The sequence below is a fragment of the Duganella margarita genome (genome assembly GCF_009857535.1).
Lineage (GTDB): Bacteria > Pseudomonadota > Gammaproteobacteria > Burkholderiales > Burkholderiaceae_D > Rugamonas > Rugamonas margarita.
Genome location: NZ_WWCS01000017.1, coordinates 18,131 through 37,663, shown reverse-complemented (window position 1 = coordinate 37,663; position 19,533 = coordinate 18,131). Strand labels below are relative to the sequence as shown.

General features: G+C 62.2%; 15 protein-coding genes and 1 tRNA gene. 13 read left to right on the top strand and 3 right to left on the bottom strand.

Going from position 1 to position 19,533, the window contains the following annotated elements; genetic code table 11:
• The first annotated feature begins 64 nt into the window (after positions 1 to 64).
• The 6 genes from GTP55_RS22150 to GTP55_RS22125 are packed head-to-tail and all read left to right on the top strand — an operon-like array spanning position 65 to position 6,859.
• Positions 65 to 1,687 (top strand): AMP-binding protein, encoded by a 1,623-nt coding sequence (locus GTP55_RS22150; protein WP_161047001.1) that lies wholly within the window; start codon positions 65 to 67, stop codon positions 1,685 to 1,687.
• Positions 1,684 to 3,969, top strand: a complete 2,286-nt coding sequence (locus GTP55_RS22145; protein WP_161047000.1) for a bifunctional salicylyl-CoA 5-hydroxylase/oxidoreductase — start codon at positions 1,684 to 1,686, stop codon at positions 3,967 to 3,969. The genes GTP55_RS22150 and GTP55_RS22145 overlap by 4 nt, the downstream gene beginning before the upstream one ends.
• Positions 3,959 to 4,441 carry a MarR family winged helix-turn-helix transcriptional regulator gene (locus GTP55_RS22140; RefSeq protein ID WP_161046999.1) on the top strand — a complete coding sequence of 161 codons (483 nt, stop codon included), beginning with the start codon at positions 3,959 to 3,961 and terminating at the stop codon, positions 4,439 to 4,441. Before GTP55_RS22145 ends, GTP55_RS22140 begins: the two co-directional genes overlap by 11 nt.
• On the top strand, positions 4,438 to 5,292 hold the full coding sequence (locus tag GTP55_RS22135) for an enoyl-CoA hydratase family protein (protein ID WP_161046998.1): 855 nt from the start codon (positions 4,438 to 4,440) through the stop codon (positions 5,290 to 5,292). Before GTP55_RS22140 ends, GTP55_RS22135 begins: the two co-directional genes overlap by 4 nt.
• A complete protein-coding gene (locus GTP55_RS22130) occupies positions 5,292 to 6,452 on the top strand; it encodes an acyl-CoA dehydrogenase family protein (protein ID WP_161046997.1) in 1,161 nt (386 codons plus the stop codon). Before GTP55_RS22135 ends, GTP55_RS22130 begins: the two co-directional genes overlap by 1 nt.
• Positions 6,452 to 6,859: a RidA family protein gene (locus GTP55_RS22125; protein ID WP_161047074.1), complete on the top strand. Its 408-nt coding sequence runs from the start codon at positions 6,452 to 6,454 to the stop codon at positions 6,857 to 6,859. Before GTP55_RS22130 ends, GTP55_RS22125 begins: the two co-directional genes overlap by 1 nt.
• Here GTP55_RS22125 and GTP55_RS22120 read toward each other — a convergent pair.
• The gene (locus tag GTP55_RS22120) at positions 6,856 to 8,310 is read right to left on the bottom strand and encodes an Atrophin-1 multi-domain protein (protein WP_161046996.1); all 1,455 of its coding nucleotides are present in this window, start codon (positions 8,308 to 8,310) and stop codon (positions 6,856 to 6,858) included. The genes GTP55_RS22125 and GTP55_RS22120 overlap by 4 nt on opposite strands.
• Positions 8,311 to 8,534: 224 nt before the next feature.
• Here GTP55_RS22120 and GTP55_RS22115 point away from each other — a divergent pair, with 224 nt between their 5' ends.
• Positions 8,535 to 9,659, top strand: a complete 1,125-nt coding sequence (locus GTP55_RS22115; RefSeq protein WP_161046995.1) for an acyltransferase family protein — start codon at positions 8,535 to 8,537, stop codon at positions 9,657 to 9,659.
• A 4-nt stretch (positions 9,660 to 9,663) separates the two neighbouring features.
• Here the strand turns inward: GTP55_RS22115 and GTP55_RS22110 are convergent, their stop codons facing one another.
• Positions 9,664 to 10,413, bottom strand: coding sequence for a hypothetical protein (locus GTP55_RS22110; RefSeq protein ID WP_161046994.1), 750 nt, complete (start codon positions 10,411 to 10,413; stop codon positions 9,664 to 9,666).
• Positions 10,376 to 12,370, bottom strand: a complete 1,995-nt coding sequence (locus tag GTP55_RS22105; protein WP_161046993.1) for an acyltransferase family protein — start codon at positions 12,368 to 12,370, stop codon at positions 10,376 to 10,378. Before GTP55_RS22105 ends, GTP55_RS22110 begins: the two co-directional genes overlap by 38 nt.
• A 247-nt stretch (positions 12,371 to 12,617) precedes the next feature.
• Between GTP55_RS22105 and GTP55_RS22100 the strand changes: the two genes are divergently transcribed.
• The 6 genes from GTP55_RS22100 (at position 12,618) to epsE (ending at position 19,517) form a co-directional block, all read left to right on the top strand.
• Positions 12,618 to 12,692: transfer RNA gene (locus GTP55_RS22100), tRNA-Arg, on the top strand.
• 143 nt (positions 12,693 to 12,835) lie between these two features.
• Positions 12,836 to 14,746: an ATP-binding cassette domain-containing protein gene (locus tag GTP55_RS22095; protein WP_161046992.1), complete on the top strand. Its 1,911-nt coding sequence runs from the start codon at positions 12,836 to 12,838 to the stop codon at positions 14,744 to 14,746.
• A gap of 310 nt (positions 14,747 to 15,056) precedes the next feature.
• Positions 15,057 to 16,259, top strand: coding sequence for an XrtB/PEP-CTERM-associated polysaccharide biosynthesis outer membrane protein EpsL (gene epsL, locus GTP55_RS22090; protein ID WP_161046991.1), 1,203 nt, complete (start codon positions 15,057 to 15,059; stop codon positions 16,257 to 16,259).
• A 7-nt stretch (positions 16,260 to 16,266) separates the two neighbouring features.
• Complete coding sequence (locus GTP55_RS22085; protein WP_161046990.1) at positions 16,267 to 17,646, top strand: undecaprenyl-phosphate glucose phosphotransferase; 1,380 nt, start codon at positions 16,267 to 16,269, stop codon at positions 17,644 to 17,646.
• Between the two features lie 78 nt (positions 17,647 to 17,724).
• Positions 17,725 to 18,687 carry an EpsD family peptidyl-prolyl cis-trans isomerase gene (locus GTP55_RS22080; RefSeq protein WP_202423822.1) on the top strand — a complete coding sequence of 321 codons (963 nt, stop codon included), beginning with the start codon at positions 17,725 to 17,727 and terminating at the stop codon, positions 18,685 to 18,687.
• Between the two features lie 41 nt (positions 18,688 to 18,728).
• Positions 18,729 to 19,517 carry a polysaccharide export protein EpsE gene (epsE, locus tag GTP55_RS22075; RefSeq protein WP_161046989.1) on the top strand — a complete coding sequence of 263 codons (789 nt, stop codon included), beginning with the start codon at positions 18,729 to 18,731 and terminating at the stop codon, positions 19,515 to 19,517.
• The last annotated feature ends 16 nt before the right edge of the window (positions 19,518 to 19,533 follow it).

Genomic DNA, 19,533 nt, shown 5'->3' with positions numbered 1-19,533 from the left:
TAGTTTAAGTTTAAAGTATCTGCGTTGCAGTGGATACCTGTCGACTTCCAACTTCAAGGCGATCATGAATCAACCTCCCGCAGCCAGCGCCTACACTGACCATTTCGCCCGCGACCATTTGCCGCCGCGCGAACTGTGGCCGGAATTACGTTTCGACCTCCCCGAGTTGCAGTATCCGCCACGCCTCAATTGCGTGGCGATGCTGCTGGATGCAGGCGCACGCGCGCATCCGGAGCGCATCGCCCTTCACGGCGCGCAGGAGGCGTGGAGTTACGCCCAGTTGCAGCAGCAGGTCGATCGCATCGCCCGTGTGCTGCGCGGCCCGATACAGCTGGAGGCGGGCAATCGCGTGCTGCTGCGCGGCGCGAATTGTCCCATGATGGCGGCCTGTCTTCTGGCGGTGCTGAAAGCGGGCCTGATCGCCGTGCCGACCATGCCGTTGTTGCGCGCGCGCGAACTGGGCGCCATCGCCAACAAGGCGCAGGTCAACGCCGTGCTGTGCGCCGACAGCTTGCGCGCGGAACTGGAAGCGGCCGATGTGCCGGCCGAAGCGCGCGCGAAAACGCTGTGGTTCGGCGGCGCCGGCACAGCGGGGCTGGAGGCATTGATGGCAACGCAGGCGGCGCAGTTCGATGCGGTCGACACGGCGGCCGACGATGTCTGCCTGATCAGTTTCACCTCCGGCACCACCGGCATCCCTAAAGGCACGATGCACTTCCATCGCGACGTGATGGTGATCTGCGACTGCTTCCCGCGCTCGGTGCTGCACTCGCAGCGCAGCGACATCTTCATCGGCACGCCGCCGCTGGCCTTTACCTTCGGGCTTGGCGGCCTGCTGCTTTTCCCGCTGCGGGTTGGCGCCACGGCGGTGCTGCTGGAGAAGCTGACGCCGGAGACTTTGCTGAAAGCCATAGAGACGTACCGCGCGACCGTGTGTTTTACTGCTCCCACTTTTTACCGGCAGATGGCGACACTGGCGCCGCAATTCGATCTGGCCAGCTTGCAGAAAAGCGTGTCGGCCGGCGAGGCGCTGCCGCTGGCCACGCGCGAAAGCTGGCGCCAGGCAACGGGCTTGAATATGATCGACGGCATTGGTGCAACGGAACTGCTGCACATCTTTATCTCCGCTTCGGGCGACCTGATACGGCCGGGCGCCACCGGCAAGCCGGTGCCGGGCTATCAGGCCTGCATCCTGGACTTGCACGGCAATCCGGTGGGGCCGGGCGTGATCGGCCGGCTGGCGGTGAAAGGTCCGACCGGCTGCCGCTATCTGGCCGACGAACGGCAGCGCGACTATGTGCTGGACGGCTGGAACCTGACCGGCGACGCTTACGAAATGGACGCCGACGGTTATTTCTATTACCGCTCGCGCACCGACGACATGATCATTTCGGCTGGCTACAACATCGCCGGGCCGGAAGTGGAGGAGATACTGTTGCGTCATCCTGCGGTGGCGGAGTGCTGCGTGATCGGCAAGGCCGACCAGGAGCGCGGGCAGATCGTGGAAGCGCACGTGGTGCTGCGCGCCGGGCATGTGGAATCGCCGGCCTTGGCTGTCCAGTTGCAGGAATTCGTCAAGGAGCAGATCGCGCCATACAAATATCCGCGTTCGATCCAGTTCCTCAATTCCTTGCCGCGCACCGAAACCGGCAAGCTGCAACGCTTCAAACTGCGTGGAATCTCATGAACATATTGTGCATAGGCGGCGGCCCGGCAGGCCTGTATTTCGCGCTGCTGATGAAGAAGCAGAATCCCTCTCACCAGATTACCGTGGTGGAGCGCAACCGCCCCTACGACACGTTCGGCTGGGGCGTGGTGTTTTCCGACCAGACGCTGGGTAATCTGGCCGAAGCGGACGCGCCGAGTGCGCAGGCGATTGAAGCGTCGTTCAACCATTGGGATGATATCGATGTCTTCTTCAAGGGCGAGAAGGTGACGTCGGGCGGGCATGGCTTCTGCGGTATCGGCCGTAAGCATTTGCTGAATATCCTTCAGCACCGCTGCGAAGAGTTGGGCGTGTCGCTGGTGTTTGAAACCGAGGCGACGGATGAGCAGCAATACGATGCGGACCTGATCATCGCTTCGGATGGTCTGAACAGCCGGATTCGCACGCGTCATGTGGAGAGCTTCCAGCCGCAGATCGAGCAGCGTCATTGCCGCTTTGTGTGGATGGGAACGCGCAAGAAGTTCGATGCCTTCACGTTTGCTTTCAAACAGACGGAGCACGGCTGGTTTCAGGCGCATATCTACCAGTACGACGCTGACACCTCGACCTTCATCATTGAAACGCCGGAGACGGTGTGGCGGGCATCCGGCCTGGCGGAGATGAGCCAGGAGGAGTCCATCGCTTTCTGTGAGCGATTGTTTGCCGACCAGCTGGACGGCCACAAGCTGATGACCAATGCGGCGCATTTACGCGGATCGGCGATGTGGATCACGTTCCCGCGTATCGTCTGCGGGCGCTGGGTCCACTGGAATGGCGCGGTGCCGGTAGTGTTGATGGGCGATGCGGCGCACACGGCACATTATTCGATCGGCTCCGGCACCAAGCTGGCGCTGGAGGACGCGATCGAGCTGGCGCGCTGTTTTGGATCGCAGCCGGACATGGCGTCCGCGCTGGCGGCATATGAGAAATTGCGCGCGGTTGAAGTGCTCAAGCTGCAAAACGCCGCCCGCAATTCGATGGAATGGTTCGAGAACGTGGACCGCTACACAGCGATGGAAGCGCCGCAGTTTGCGTACTCGATGCTGACGCGCAGCCAGCGCCTGTCACACGAAAACCTGCGCCTGCGCGACGCCGCGTACGTAGCCGACTACGAACGCTGGTTCGCGCAACGCGCCGCCGCGCAGGTTGGGCAGCCCGCAGTCGTCGATACGCCGCCGATGTTCACGCCCTACAAAGTCCGCGACCTCACACTGAAAAACCGCATCCTGGTCTCACCGATGGCGCAATACAGCGCGGTAGACGGCGTGGTCGGCGACTACCACCTCGCACATCTCGGCGCGCGGGCGCTGGGCGGGGCCGCGCTGGTGTTTGCCGAAATGACCTGCGTCTCCGCCGACGCCCGCATCACGCCATACTGCCCCGGCCTTTACACGCCCGAACACACGCAGGCCTGGAAGCGCATCGTCGATTTCGTCCACCACCACACCAACGCCGCGATTGCCGTACAAATCGGCCACGCTGGCGCCAAAGGCTCCACGCGCGCCATGTGGGACGGCATCGACCAGCCGCTGGACAAGGACAACTGGCCGCTGGTATCCGCCTCGCCGCAGCAATACCTGCAAGGCATATCGCAAACCGCCCGCGAAATGACAACGGAAGACATGGACCGCATCCAGGCCGACTTCGTCCGCGCCACACTGGCCGCCGACGAAGCAGGCTTCGACTGGCTGGAACTGCACTGCGCGCACGGCTACCTGCTGTCCTCGTTCATCTCGCCGCTGACCAACCAGCGCAGCGACGACTACGGCGGCAGTCTGGAAAACCGCTGCCGCTATCCGCTGCGCGTGTTCGCCGCGATGCGCGCTGCCTGGCCGCAGCACAAGCCGATGAGCGTGCGCATCTCCGCCCACGACTGGGTAGAAGGCGGCATCACGCCCGACGACGCCGTGCAGATCGCGCGCCTGTTCAAGGCAGCCGGCGCGGACATGATCGACTGCTCCTCCGGCCAGGTGAGCAAACAGGAAAAGCCGGTATATGGCCGCATGTTCCAGACGCCGTTTGCGGACCGCATCCGCAACGAAGCCGGTATCGGCGCCATCGCCGTCGGATCGATTTACGAAGCCGATCACGCCAACAGCATCATCGCCGCCGGCCGCGCCGACTTGTGCGCGGTGGGCCGTCCGCACCTCGCCAACCCGGCGTGGACGCTGGCGGAAGCGGCGAGCATCGGCTACAAAGCAATCGCATGGCCGAAGCAGTACCTGGCGGGCAAACAACAATTGGAAAGAAACCATGGAAGATGAAGAACAGCTGGACCTCGCCAGCCGATTGACGAGCGACCATCACCAGTCGCTCAAACTGTGGCTGCGCATGTTGTCGTGCACCGTCAAGATCGAAAACGAAATCCGCAGCCGCCTGCGCTCGACCTTCGGCATCACGCTGCCGCGCTTCGACCTGATGGCGCAGCTGGAGCGCTACCCGCAAGGCCTGCGCATGGGCGAGCTGTCCAAGCGCATGATGGTCACTGGCGGCAATATCACCGGCATCACCGACCAGCTGGAACAGGAAAAGCTGGTGGTGCGCGTGCCCGATCCCAAGGACGGCCGCGCCTACAGCGTCAAGCTCACGCCGGCCGGCCGCAAGGCCTTCGCCACCATGGCGGCGGTGCACGAGGGCTGGATCGCCGAACTGCTGCAGGATGTCTCCGGCGCCGACAAGACCACGCTGATCGACCTGTTGTCGGACATGAAGCAGAAGCTGAGGACCGAACCATGAAATACCTTCCAGGCGAACCGCAACAGCTGGCCGGCAACCGCACCGCGCTGGCCGGCTACCAGGCCAGCCACTTCCAGTTTGAAGTCAGCGGCGGCGTGGCGACGCTGACGCTGAACCGTCCCGAGCGCAAAAATCCGCTGACGTTTGAATCCTATGCCGAGCTGCGCGACCTGTTTCGCGCGCTGGCCTATGCGGATGATGTGAAGGCCGTGGTGCTCACCGGCGCCGGCGATAACTTCTGCTCCGGCGGCGACGTGCACGACATCATCGGCCCGCTGACCAAGCTGGATATGCCAGGCATGCTGGCCTTCACGCGCATGACCGGCGATCTGGTGAAAGCCATGCGCCACTGCCCGCAGCCGATCATCGCGGCGGTGGACGGCATCTGCGCCGGCGCCGGCGCCATGCTCGCGCTGGCGTCGGATGTCCGTCTCGGCACGGCGCGCAGCAAGACCGCCTTCCTGTTCACGCGCGTGGGTTTGGCCGGCGCTGACATGGGCGCCTGTTCGCTGCTGCCGCGCGTGATCGGGCAGGGGCGGGCGGCGGAGCTGCTGTACACCGGCCGTTCGATGTCCGGCCTGGAAGCCGAACGCTGGGGCTTCTTCAACAGCGTGCAGGAGCCGGAAGCCTTGCTGGATGCGGCGCGCGACTTCGCGCAAGGCCTGGCCGACGGTCCCACCTTCGCGCACGGCATGACCAAGAAAATGCTGCATCAGGAATGGAATATGGGCGTGGACGAAGCGATTGAGGCGGAAGCGCAGGCGCAGGCCATCTGCATGGCCACCAACGATTTCCACCGCGCCTACCACGCTTTCGTGGCCAGGCAAAAACCGCAATTCGAGGGCGACTGATGAGCGACAAGAACTACCTGGCGTGGCCCTTCCTCGAACCGCGCCACGCGGCGCTGGAGCAGGCGCTGGACGCGTGGGCCGCGCAGCACATCGCCGGCGCGCATGCGGAGGATGTTGATGAAGCATGTCGCCACCTGGTGCGCCAGCTGGGCGAGGGCGGCTGGCTGCGTCACGCCATCGGCGGCACGGCGCACGGCGGCGCCAGCGACAGCATCGACACGCGCGCCATTTGCCTGATCCGCGAAACGCTGGCGCGCCATAGCGGCCTGGCGGATTTTGCGTTCGCCATGCAGGGCCTGGGTTCCGGCGCCATCAGCCTGTTTGGCAGCGACGCCAACCGCGCTGACTACTTGCCGCGCGTGGCGCGAGGCGAGGCGATAGCGGCGTTTGCGTTGTCCGAACCGCAGGCTGGTTCCGACGTCGCCGCCATGCAGTGCGCGGCGATGCTGGACGGCGATCACTATGTGCTCAACGGTGAGAAGACCTGGATCTCCAACGGCGGCATCGCCGATTTTTACGTGGTGTTTGCGCGCACCGGCGAGCAGCCCGGCGCGCGCGGCATCAGTGCCTTCATCGTCGACGCCGATACGCCGGGCCTGACGATTGCGGAGCGCATCAACGTCATCGCCCCGCATCCGCTGGCGCGCTTGCAGTTCAGCGATTGCCGCGTCCCCGCCGGCAAACGGCTGGGCGAGGCAGGGCAGGGCTTCAAGGTGGCGATGGCCACGCTGGATGTGTTCCGCACCTCGGTGGCGGCGGCGGCATTGGGCTTTGCGCGGCGCGCGCTGGACGAGGCGCTGCAACGCGCCACGCAGCGGCAGATGTTCGGCCAGGTGCTGGCCGACTTCCAGCTGACGCAAGCCAGGCTGGCCGAGATGGCGACCGGTATCGACACCTCGGCCTTGCTGACCTACCGCGCCGCCTGGCAGCGCGACCAGGGCCGGAAAGTGACCAAGGAAGCCGCCATGGCCAAGCTGCACGCCACCGAAACCGCGCAGCAGGTGATCGACGCCGCGTTGCAAATGTTCGGCGGCCTCGGTGTGGTCAGCGGCCAGACGGTGGAAACCCTGTACCGCGAAATCCGCGCGCTGCGCATCTATGAAGGCGCGACCGAAGTGCAACAACTGATCATCGCGCGCGAACTGCTGAAGGAGGCATGATGGAGATACTGCAACCGCCAGGCTGGGCGCGACCGCGCGGCTATGCGAACGGCGTGGCCGCCAGCGGCCGTCTGGTGTGCGTCAGCGGCATGATCGGCTGGGATGCCGAAGGCGTGTTCCACACCGACGATTTCGCCGGCCAGGTGCGGCAGGCCTTGCTCAATATCGTCGCCGTGCTGAAGGAGGCCGGCGCCGGACCCGAGCATATCGTGCGCATGACGTGGTACGTGGTCGATAAAAATGAATACGTGGCGGCCTACAAGGAAGTCGGCGCCGTCTATCGCGAGATCATCGGTGCCCACTATCCCGCCATGACGGCGGTGCAGGTGGCCGCGCTGGTTGAGGACCGGGCGCGGGTGGAGATTGAAGTCACCGCCGTCGCGCCCGATGTGGCACGGGCCGTCTAGTTCGTAGTGAGCACTCCGCGGACGCTGGAGGCCGTATTGACGCCGCTCTCGGCAATCAGCACCAGACTCACCGCGCCGGCCGAGGCGTAGGGCCAGGCAAACGTGGCGGCGGTGTCGTTTTGCAGATAGCCGCTGTCAAAGGCCACTGCGTTGCCGGTCTTGACCTGCAGCCGGATGCGGGCGCCGCCGGTGGCGACCGATTTGAAGCGCATCAACTCGCCCCCGATTGGCTTGGACCAGGTGACCTTGCTGACATTGGTGTAGGTGGTCTGGCTGATGCGGTTCGCCGTGGAGGGGAAGACGATGGCCTGCTGCCAGGTCTGGAAGCTGCCCGGTCCGGCCGTATAGCCGCCGGTAATGCCCCAGGTGCCGCGCATGGACAAAATGCTGCCCGGAGCAGGCGCGGCCACTGTCTTGCCGTTGCCGTCAACCCAGCTTTGCGCTGCTGTCACCTGTCGCAGGGCAGCACGGATCAGCTCCAGCCCCGCCGCCACGTTGCCGTCCCAGCCGGTAGGCATCAGGTTGAAGTTGGCGCCGTTTTCCACATTGATCGCGAATGCCGTGTCGTAGTTTGTGTCGACCACGTAGGCGCCGTAGAGCTTCAATGTGTTGGCAACCTTGCGCAAGGCCGGCGTGCTCAGTTTCGAGATATCGAACGACGCCGGCAGCATCATCCGCGCGCCCAACGGGATCAGGCCGGTGTGCGTCGCCGCGTTGCTGTCGGCGGCGGTGGCCGGATAGACATAGCTAGGACTGCTGATGCCGTTGGACATGGTCTGGCTCGGCAATGACATGGCCAGCGCATGCTTGTAATAGGCCGCGCCATCGTCGATCTCGTGCTTGCGAATCAGACCGGCGGCAGGCGCTACGCCCGACGCGCGCGCGCCCTGGCTCCAATGATCCGCATCGCCAAAGCCGCGGCCGTCGACACGGGTCCAGGAATACATGGCGGCGGTCCAGCGGCCGTTGGTGACGCGCAACTGGTAAAACGAGTGCAGGATCCCAGTGGTAACATCGACAATATCGGCGTGACCGTCCCCACCGGTGGCTGGGACGACGCCGGCCGGCCAGTGCGGAAGGGTAATATTGCGGTAAGTGCCAGTGTCGGGATCGGCGACGCCGGTCTGGCCCGTCTTGCCATATACAGTTACCGCCGGATCGCTGGCCTTGCCCATGAACACGCCTACCGACAGCGCACCGCCGCCGACTACGGGTATCCAGGTCGGGTTATAAACCGGTTTCTTGATCTGATAAGTGCCGAGCGTGGGATTAGTTGGTCGCGAATTCCATGGTGAATCAGCTGCAAACGGTTGATAGTAGTTACCGAAACCAGTGGTCGCGGCGTAATTGGTCTGCGCCTGTGCGACGCCGTTGCTGGTCAGCGCAAGCGCGGCCAGCGTAAAGTAGAACCCGGATATTATGCGTCCAGGGGTAAGTGCAACAGTCTTCATATCAGTTCCTCGTTGTGGACAGGAGCTGTAGGCGACTTACACTGCATGTTCGAACCGTGAAACGTAATTTTTTATGGCGTGATTCTAGCCGAATTAATGCAGATTTGTAAGATTTTTTAAAGCGAGATTCCACAAATTCTGCCGCGCTGCAGCGTATTCAGCATCCTGTCTTTGCTATAATGTCCAGATCGATATTGTTTTTACATTAGCCTGGAGCCGTTCCCATGACCGTTAGCCGGAATCTGCCGCGCTTTGCCGTGATTGATGCATTGCGCGCCCTCGCATGTCTGGCGGTCGTGCTCTATCATGCCAAAGAAGGCGGGCATATCGCTGCGCTGCAGCAGGTGATGCCGGCCTTCTTGTTGACGGTCTTTGAACAGGGCTCGAGCGGCGTCTCCGTTTTTTTCGTCATCAGCGGCTTCGTGATCGCGCACAGCATGTATGCCGATGACGTCAACGGCGGTTATGCCGGCCGTTTCATGCTCAGGCGTTCGCTGCGCCTCGATCCGCCATACTGGGCCTCGATTGCGCTGGGCATTGCCGGCGCCTACATTTCGGCGCAAGTGGTACCGGGCAAGGTCTTCTCGCCGCCGTCGTTGGAAAACCTGCTGCTGCATGTGACCTACCTGATCGACATGGCAGGGCAGCCGATGGTCAACGGCGTATATTGGACGCTGTGCCTGGAAATGCAGTTCTACCTCAGTTTTGTGCTGCTGATGTGGATCGCGGCCCGCTGGGGCAAGCGCATCGGGGTCGCCAGCGCGCGCAAATGCGTGCTGCTGGGCGCGGTGGCGGTGGCCATGCTGTGGACCACGCCGTGGCAGCCGTTCCATGTGCGCGGCCTGTTCCTGGACCACTGGCATTTGTTCGTCATGGGCGTGCTGATTCGTTATGCGCTGGACCCGGCGCGCGTGCAGGCGCAGCGCACGTGGTGCGTGGTCAGCATCGTGCTGCTGGGCGCCGTCGGCCTCGTCTTTCATCCGACCGTCAGCGAATCGTTGGGCGTCGCCAGTGCCTTGTTCTTGTTGGCCGGATGCCAGTACGCCAGGTTGCTGAGCTGGTCGGGCGGGCGTCTATTGCAATGGCTTGGTTTGATCTCATACAGCCTGTATCTGACCCACAATTTCGTCACCGGCGTGGTGTTCCGGATCGGCTACAAGCTGACCGGGCGCACGGTAGCCACCGAGCTGTTGTGGCTGGTGGTGGCGGTGGTGGCGTGCTGTCTGTTTGCCTGGGCCTTCTTCCTGGTGTTCGAACGTGTCGGCTTACGCCTGAGCAAAATGGTGCCACTGCGGCCGCATCGGCCGCAGCCGGCTGCCGTGGCCAACTCCGTGTCGACCGTGTTGTAGGCCGCTATCGTTTGGAGATAAGTTTGAGTACTTCGATCGCCTTGGTCACCGGTAGCCAGGTGACCAGGTCGTCGAATTCACCGCCGGGCGCATTGGGATTGGTTTCCCGGGCGCGGCTGACGAAGCTGTCGGTGGCCAGCTCGTTTTGCAGCTCATCGACATTGTCCCGTGCCGCGTTCGCCTGCGCTATGCCTTGTGCGCTGATGCCCAGGTTGCGCTTGCCGCTCGAAAAGATCACCGCCACCGCACAGCGCGCAATCGGGTCGCACACCGGCTGACCGACGCGGTAATGGAGGTTGTTGTCGTGATCGCGGCTCCACACTTTTTTATCCGCCAGCACCAGATACGGCGTGACCGGCGCGTTGGTATAGCCGGGCGTGACGCTGTAGCGCAGCAGCTTGCCCCAGTCATCCGCCCCGTCCACACCCAGTGTCACCCACGGCAGGATGCCGGTGCAGGCGGCGGTGTCGGCGCATGGAGTAGGGGATTCGCGGCCGTCGTCGGCGGCGATGGCCGGTCTGGGCAAGCGGCCATGCGCCAGCAGGTAGCCGATCAGCGCCTCGCGCGCACGCGCCACCAGCACGCCGGAATGCGTGGTGCGGGCCTGTTCCGACGGGCGCGGGAAGGCGCCGATCAGGGCGGCAGCGGCGCCCACTCCCAGCACCAGCACCAGCAGCAGCAGCGCCGCACCGCGCTGCCTGCCGGCGGCGGGCAGCCTACCGGGGCGTCGTAAAGGGGAGGAATATCTGACCATTCTTCCGCATCCATTCCGGGTTGAAGTGATCGTAATCTTTAAAGATTGCCATCTTAGAGTCCGCATCGTAAATCCTGCAACGTTTTTCTTGGCAAATTTGCGGACGGAAAGACAGCAGGTGGAACTGCGGATAACGTGTCAGGTCCGAGAAGAGCTGGTCGTAATCTTTGTTCTTTTCAAAGAAATCGCCTACCGGGAATTCGTAGGCGGGCTTTCCAAACCAGTACTGATCGCGCCATAGCTTGCGCGGGACGTTGAACGTGAACGACGGCGTCGAGTCCACCAGCGCCACCGTTACGCCACGGGCCAGGATAGCCTCCAGCGTTTGTTTCATTTGTTGCTCAGGAAGCAGCGCATTCTGAACGGCCGGGAGCGGCGTGCAGCGATTGCCCGCATAGCGGCACAGTTCGCTCGACTGACGGGTGTAGCCGGTCCAGTTCTGCGAAATAATCACGGTTTTGTAGACGCCTGATGCCGCAAGTTGATAGGCTTTTTCTGCATAGCCGTGGCAGTTGTGATATTTCCCCGGGCGCTCGAATCCGATGATCATGGGACAGCCTGGCTTGACGAAAAAGGTGGTGTTTACCCGGCTATGCGATTGAAACCACGAATACAAGTGGCCCGCGTGGGAGTCGCCGATGACCAGGATTTTGTCGCCCTGGGCGTTTTTGTTGATATAGCAAAAAAGATCGGCATTAATCGAATCGGTGTTCGAGCAGGCTGGGTCGAGTGTGATGCTGGTGTCCGCCGCTTGCAGCCGCAGCACGTTTTCCTGGTCTTGCACGCGGAACATCAGGCCGTCGCTATGAACGATCAGAAAGGATGCACCGACCAACATCGCGCCGGTCGTCACCAGGCTGACCAGGCCGGCGCGCAATGTTGCGGCCTTGATGGCGCGCAGCTGCTCCACCAGGGTGTAGGAGGCATATCCCAGTGCCAGCGAGAGCGCCATGCCAGCAATTTTAGCCAGCTTCGGTTGTTCGTACAGCATGCCGGTGATGGTCAGTGCAATGACAACCGGCCAGTGCCAAAGGTAGATGGAGTAGGAAGCATCGCCGAGTTTTTGCATCAAGCGGTTACTCAAGACCAAGCTATGTTCGTAGCGCGAATACAGGATCAGGCACGCCCCCAGCACCGGCAGCAACGCGTGCGCGTCGGGCCATCGGCTTTCCAGTGCCAGGTATTTCAGCAGGAACACGGTGAAGGCGACCACCAATAAGCCGAGGTAACTGCAGGCGCGGCCGAGTTGCGGGGCGAGCGGAAGCTGTTTGGTCAGCATAAAAACCAGGCCGCCGGCCAGCATCTGCCAGCAGCGCGCGATGACTGAAAAGAAACTAACTTCATTGTCGATGCGCATGCAGTAGGCAAACGACGCTACCGAAATACCCAGCAGCAAGGCGGATAAGTACAGGTTGCGCTTTGGACGCCCACCGAACACCTGCCAGGCCAGCAACATGATCACCGGGTAGATCATGTAGAACTGCCATTCCACCGCCAGTGACCAGGTGTGTAGCAGCCAGCGATTGTCGATCGCCGATGAAAAATAGCCCTGCTGCGCGGCGTAGAAATTGTTCGAATTGAAGACCAGCGCATGGGCCGACTGCACCGCAAGACTGCTCAAATCGGCCGGCGGCAGCAAAAACGCGCCCAGCAGAAGCAGCATGAATACCATCGCGAACAATGCCGGCCAGATGCGGATCGCGCGGCGGTAAATGAAGCCGATGTAACTGAAGCTGTCATTGGCCAGCGCCGCCCAGAGTATCTTGGTCATCAGATAACCGGAAATGACGAAGAAAATGTCTACGCCGATGAAGCCGCCTTTGAACAGGCCGAGATTGAAGTGATACAGCACCACCAGCATCACGGCCACACCCCGCAGTCCATTGATGTCGGTTTGGAAGCCTGATTTTCTGTTTGGCTGGGCAGCCTGAGCGGGAGATGTTTGAGATGGCGTCATCGGATTTTAGGTGGTTATGTGTGGGCGGACGAGTTGATTGCTAAAAACTGCTGTTCTCACCGCAGGACTCGCTCGTTGCCATGCGGACAATTGACTTGCACTGCTAAGCACAATGATAACTTTATATTATCATTATATGCTGTAATGCAGCATTCGCGGTGTCGGGCGGTCGCTGCCGACCTGCGCGGCTCGCCAATGTCGCCTTAACTTCCCTGTTTGGTGGCCGAACGGTATAATATTCGGGGCCGTCACCATAGCACAATGGATAGTGCGTTCCCCTCCTAAGGGAAGGATACTGGTTCGATTCCAGTTGGTGATACCAGCACCGCGCTGCCGTTGGCAACGGCCTGATTGTCTTTAAATCGCCATCGGCCGTGTTGCGAACGGTACAATGCTCGCTCTATTCATCTTATCGTTTCCCATCGCCCCGCTTGCGGACGGGGAGGCGAACATCTTCTATCTACTATGGCTGTCATCTCCCTTTCTTCGGCGCAACTTGCGTTCGGACACGTCCCGTTGCTCGATCATGCGGAATTTTCACTGGAAACCGGCGAGCGCGTCGGTTTGATCGGGCGTAACGGCACCGGCAAGTCGTCGCTGCTGAAAATCATTGCCGGCAAATTCAAGCTCGATGACGGCCTGCTGGTCATGCAGCAAAATCTCAAGATCACCTATGTCGAGCAGGAGCCGGTGTTCGAACCGGAGATGTCGGTGTTTGACGCGGTGGCCTCCGGCCTGGGCGAGCTGCCGGCGCTGTTGAAGGAGTACGATGAACTGACCGGCCAGTTTGGCCAGGGGAATGACGATGCGGTCATGGAGCGCATGCACGATATTCAGGTCAAGCTTGACGCCGCCGACGCTTGGAGTCTGGGTAACAAGGTGGAGACCGTGCTGGACCGCTTGAACCTGACCGGCGACATGCTGATGAAGACGCTGTCGGGCGGGATGCAGAAGCGCGTTGCGTTGGCGCGCGCGCTGGTCGCTGCGCCGGACGTGCTGCTGCTCGATGAACCCACCAATCACCTCGACTTCACGTCGATCCAGTGGCTGGAAGGCTTGCTGCGCGATTTCAAGGGTAGCGTGCTGTTCATTACCCACGATCGCTCCTTCCTCGACAACGTCGCCACCCGCATCATCGAGCTCGATCGCGGCCGTCTGCTGTCGTATCCCGGCAACTTCACCACCTATCAGGTGCGCAAGGCTGAGCAGCTGGAAAACGAGGAAGTCGAAAACGCCAAGTTCGACAAGGTGCTGGCGCAGGAGGAAATCTGGATCCGCAAGGGCGTCAAGGCGCGTCGCGTGCGTGACGAAGGCCGGGTGCGCCGCCTGGAGGCGCTGCGGCTGCAACGCGCCGCGCGCCGCGACCAGCAGGGGCAGGTCAAACTGGAAGTGTCGACCGGCGAGCGCTCCGGCAAGATCGTCGCCGAGCTCGAAAACGTCAGCAAGCGCTTCGGCGACCGCGTCATCGTGCGCGACTTTACCGGCACCATCCTGCGTGGCGACAAGGTCGGCCTGATCGGCGCCAACGGCGCCGGCAAGACCACGCTGCTGAAAATGATTCTGGGGGAACTGGCGCCGGACGAGGGCGTCGCCAAGCTGGGCACCAAGTTGCAGGTCGCGTACTTTGATCAGATGCGCACCCAGCTCAACGAGGACGCCAACCTGATGGAAACCATCGCTCCCGGCAGCGACTGGGTTGAGGTCAACGGCCAGCGCAAGCACGTCATGAGCTACCTGAGTGATTTCCTGTTTGCGCCGGAACGCGCGCGCTCGCCGGTCAAGACGCTGTCCGGCGGCGAGCGCAATCGTCTGCTGCTGGCGCGCCTGTTCGCCAAGCCGTCGAACTGCCTGGTGCTGGATGAACCAACCAATGACCTTGATATCGACACGCTGGAATTGCTGGAAGAATTGCTGGAAACCTACACGGGGACCGTGTTCCTGGTCAGCCACGACCGTACTTTCCTCGACAATGTGGTGACGCAGGTGATCGTGGCCGAAGGCGAGGGGCGCTGGCGGGAATTCGTCGGCGGCTACAGCGACTGGGAGCGCGTGCGCGACACGGTCAGCGAAGCATCGGCCAAGCCTGCCAAGGCCGCCACCACTGCCGCGCCATCGGCCAGTGCCGACGTCGCGGCGCCGGCCAAACAGAAGAAACTCAGCTACAAGGAGCAGCGCGAGCTGGACGAATTGCCGCAGCAAATCGCCACGCTGGAGAACGAGCAGACGGCGCTGACGTTGCAGTTGTCGGATCCGGATTTCTACAAAAAGAACGCCGCCGAAGCGCGCCGGGTGCAGGCGCGCATCGAGGAAATCGAGGCCGAATTGCTGCAGGCGCTTGAGCGCTGGGCGGCCATCGAGGCGCGCAGCGCGGGTTGATAGTGTGGCAAAAATGCTGCGGTGCGGTATAGACAGTTAAGGTTGTCGCTATTATAATTTCAAGGGTTGGCGGCGGCCCGCGTTGCGGCGCCAGCAAAGGGGCGATCCGACACAAATTGCGACCAATTACCATTTTTTTGTAACAATGACATATCGTGTGGATGTTTTATTATCGCGGTGATACCATCCTGCTTGTTAGAACTAGTTGTTGTTGATTGATTCACCCTCAAGGCGAAGAAAAATAAATGGTAAGTATCTTGCAGGTTAGTGCGAGCGCAACTAAGGTGCCGCAAAAAACGGTGTCGGCAGTATGAAACAGCTGCCTGGCTCCGCAAAAACTTTGCTGGCAGTGCTGCTCGGGTCGCTGTACGCCGTGCCGGCAGCAGCGCAAATCAGCGATACCATTCAGCCGTTCGTCGGCGTCTCGGTGCAGCATGACAGTAACCTGTTGCGCCAAGACGCAGACCAGTATCCCGGTGTCGACTTTGCCGACACCTACAAGACCGCGCAAGCCGGAATCGCGCTGGAACGTCCGATCGGCCGCCAATTGCTGACCGGCACCGCCCGCGTCACGCGGGTCGACTACAGCCGCTTCAACGAACTTGACTATACAGGCAAGGATGGCAAGCTCGATCTGGCCTGGCTGGTCGGCAGTCACGTCACCGGCCACGTCGGGGCCACTTATTCCGAAGCGCTGGCGGCGTTCAGCGATTTTCACTCGTCCGAGCTGAATTTACGCACCGATAAGAGCGCCTACGGGAATATCAACTGGAAGTTCCATCCGGAATGGCAAGTGCATACCGGCTACAAACGCGAAGTGTTCAAGTTCGACCTCGCCTCTCAGCAGTATAACAACCGGACCGAAACCACCGCCGACGCCGGCGTCGACTATCTGCTCAAGAACGGCAGCAGCGTTGGTTTGCTGTTGCGCCACTTAAAGGGCGATTATCCGGTTACCTTTGTCGTCGGCAATACGCTGTTCGATAACAACTATGTCAGCAACGAAGCCAATCTGAGTGTGTCCTGGGTCTACAGCAGCATTTCCCAGCTGACGTTTATTGGTGGCTGGGTGCGCCGCAATTACATTGTGGGTGACGCGCGCGATTCCAGCGGCGGTCATGGCCGCCTGGTGGCCAACTGGGCGCCGCTGTCGCATGTGCAATTTGGCGCCAGCCTGTGGCGCGAATTCGCCCCGGCCGAGGGCCTGTTTGTGCATGGCGCCATGGCAACCGGCCAGAGCCTGAACGTCATCTGGACGCCGACCGCCAAGATCGAACTGGAAGCGAACCTGCAAAACGAGCGCCGCGCCTTCAACCCGCAGTCCGGTGTCGTCAACCTGGCGGGCCTGAGCGATCGTACCCGCAGCGCCACGTTGGGCGTCAATTATGCCGTGCTGCGGCAGGTCACGCTGGGCTTGAACGTGGGGCGCTATACCCGTGACGGCAGTGTCGCGGTACAGACCACCACCTATCGTTCCAATACTGTTGGCTTCAGCGCCAACGTGAAATTCTGAGCGCGCCATGACGGTTAACGACAATCACCTCGTATCGGTCCTGCAGCGCGTGATCGATCCGCTGATCGTCATGGGCATGCTGTTGGTGTGCACCGCGCTGGGCGGCGGCAAGTACACCGGCTACTCGCTGATCCTGATGATACTGGCATTCTTCATTTCGTCGGCGGTGTTCCAGCACCTGGACCCGTATAACAAATGGCGCGGCGGCCGCATGGCGGCGTTCGTGCGCGACATGCTGGTCGGCTGGGCCGTGACCGCCTTGCTGCTGGTCGGCATCGGCCAGGTCAGCGGGATGGAGGAACGCTACGACCACGCAGTGGTGTTGCTGTGGTTCGTACTGACCCCGCTGACCCTGCTAACGGTGCAGCTGCTGGCCCACCGTCTCGGCGCGGTGGCCGACCATGGCGGCGACAACGCCTCGGCGGTGATCGTCGGCGCCAATGATGTCAGCGTGCGCTTCGCCAACAGCATCACGCGCAACCGCAGCCTGGCGCTGCGCGTGGCCGGCTATTTTGACGACCGCGGCGACGACCGCCGCCCGAACGGCATGAGCCAGCCGATGCTGGGCCGGATGAGCGACCTGGCGGCCTATGTGCGCGAGCACAAGACCAATATGATCATCATCAGCCAGCCGATCTCGGCGCAGCCGCGCATCCGCAAGCTGCTGGACGACCTGGCCGATACCACCGCCTCCGTGTATTTCTTGCCGGACATCTACGTGTTCGACCTGATGCAGGCACGCTTCGACACGGTGGGCGGCATGCCGGTGATCGGCATCCGCGAATCGCCCTTTACCGGTAGCAATAGCCTGGTCAAGCGCATCAGCGATATCGTGCTGGCGCTGCTGATTCAAATCATGCTGACCCCGCTCATGCTGGTGATCGCGCTGCTGATCAAGGCCACCTCGCCCGGCCCGATCATTTTCCGCCAGCGGCGCTATGGCCTGAACGGCGAGGAAATCATCGTCTACAAGTTCCGCTCGATGACGGTGATGGAGGATGGCGGCAAGGTGGTGCAGGCCAAGAAGGGCGACCAGCGGGTGACCCGGGTCGGCGCCTTCCTGCGCCGCAGTTCGCTCGATGAGTTGCCGCAGTTCATCAACGTGTTGCAAGGGCGCATGAGCATCGTCGGTCCGCGTCCCCACGCGGTGGCACACAACGAGCAGTACCGGAAGCTGATCAAGGGTTACATGCTGCGTCACAAGGTCAAGCCGGGCATCACCGGCTGGGCCCAGGTCAACGGCCTGCGCGGTGAAACCGAAACGCTGGACAAGATGGAGGCGCGCATCCAGTACGACCTCGACTACCTGCGCAACTGGTCGCTGTTTCTGGATTTTGTGATTATTTTGCGCACAGTGTTGGTAGTATTGAAACGAGACGCGCACTAAGCAGCGCGCATCTTTATAATGTAACAGCGTCAGGGTCAGGCCCGGCTGTTGTGCTCATGTTTTTACTGAGGGGATATTTTGGATCACACCGTAATCGCCGGCGTGCCGGCTGCCGCGCCAGGGCGCACCGTCCGCCGTTGGGCCACCGGCGCCGCCGTGTTGCTGTTGGCCGCCGGCCTGACTGCCTGTGGCGGCAAGAAAGAGAGCAAGTCGGGCCAGGCGCTGGTGAGCGTGGACGGCGAGGAAATCACCGCCTTGCAGGTCGCCGATGAAATGCAGCGCGCCGCGGTGCCGCCCGCGCAACAGCAGGCCGCGCAACAGCAGGTGGTCGCCTCGCTGGTCGATCGTCAGCTGCTGATCAACCAGGCCCTCAAGGACAAGCTGGACCGCGATCCCAAGGTGGTGCAGGCGGTCGAACGCGCCAAAGCGCTGATTCTCGCCCAGGCCTACATGCAGGCGCGCCTGGGCGCGCCGCTCAAGCCGACCGATGCCCAGGTCAAGCAGTACTTCGACCAGCATCCGGAGTTCTTCAGCCAGCGCAAGCTGTTGGAAATGCGCCAGTTGCAGATCCCGACCGCCAGCGTCGATGACGCCCTCAAGCAGGTGATCGACACCGCCAAGTCGCTCGACGAGGTGGCCACGTGGATGGATGGCCACCAGGTCAAGTACAACCGCACCCAGCTGACGCGCAGCAGCACCGACCTGCCGCCGGCGCTCAGCGCCAAGCTGCTGGCCTTGCCGAAAGGGCAGTTGTTCCTGCTGCGTGAAAACCAGGTCAGCACGCTGACCGTCATCACCGACATGCGCGACGCGCCGGTTGACCTGGCGACGGCCACGCCGCAGGTCACGCAATTCCTGGTGGCCAACCACAACAAGGAAGCGGCCCAGGCGGAACTGACCCGCCTGCGCAGCGCCGCCAAGATCGATTATCTGAACAAGGCCGTCGCGCCGGCAGCGACGCCGGCGGCAGCCGCGCCGGCGGCAGCGGCGCCGTCGTCCTCGGCGGATGCGGCGGCCCGCGGCGTTGCCGGCCTGAAGTAAGCATTCTTTCCCAATTGATAGACTAAGCTAAAGCACATACTATGAAACGATATTTATTCTGGATGATGGCAGCGCTGCTGGCGTGCACCTTCGGTGCCACCCAGGCGGCCGAACTGGTGCTGGGCACCGGCGATGTGGTCAAGGTCTCGGTCTACAACAATCCCGACCTGACCGTCGAGACCCGCGTCGGCGCGAACGGTTTCATCACCTATCCGCTGATCGGCCAGGTGGAAGTGGCCGGCCTGCCGACCGCGGCGGCGGAAAAGAAGATCGCCAGCCTGCTGGTCAAGGGCGGCTTCGTCAAGGACCCGCAAGTCAACATGATCGTCACGCTGATGCAGAGCCAGCAGGTGTCGGTGCTGGGCCAGGTCAACCGCCCGGGCCGTTTCCCGATTGACGGCGCCCGCAGTCTGCTCGACGTGCTGGCCCTGGCCGGCGGCATCAGCCCGGATGGCGGCGACTTCGTCACGCTGGTGCGCCACACCCCGTCCGGCGTCAGCAAGGACGCCATCGACATCGTCGGCATGGTGCGGGATGGCAGCCTGAAGACCGACATCGAACTGAGCGGTGGCGATGTGGTGTATGTCGAGCGCGCGCCGCACTTCTATATCTACGGCGAAGTGCAGCGCCCCGGCATGTTCCGCATCGAGCGTTCGATGACGGTGTTGCAGGCGCTGGCCGCCGGCGGTGGCCTGACCCCGCGCGGCACCGAGCGCGGCCTGCGCATCAAGCGCCGCGATGCCGGCGGCACGTTGCAGATTCTCGAGGCCAAGTTCGACGACCTGGTACGGCCCGACGATGTGCTGTACGTAAAGGAGAGTTTATTCTAAGCGGTACCGCGCCACG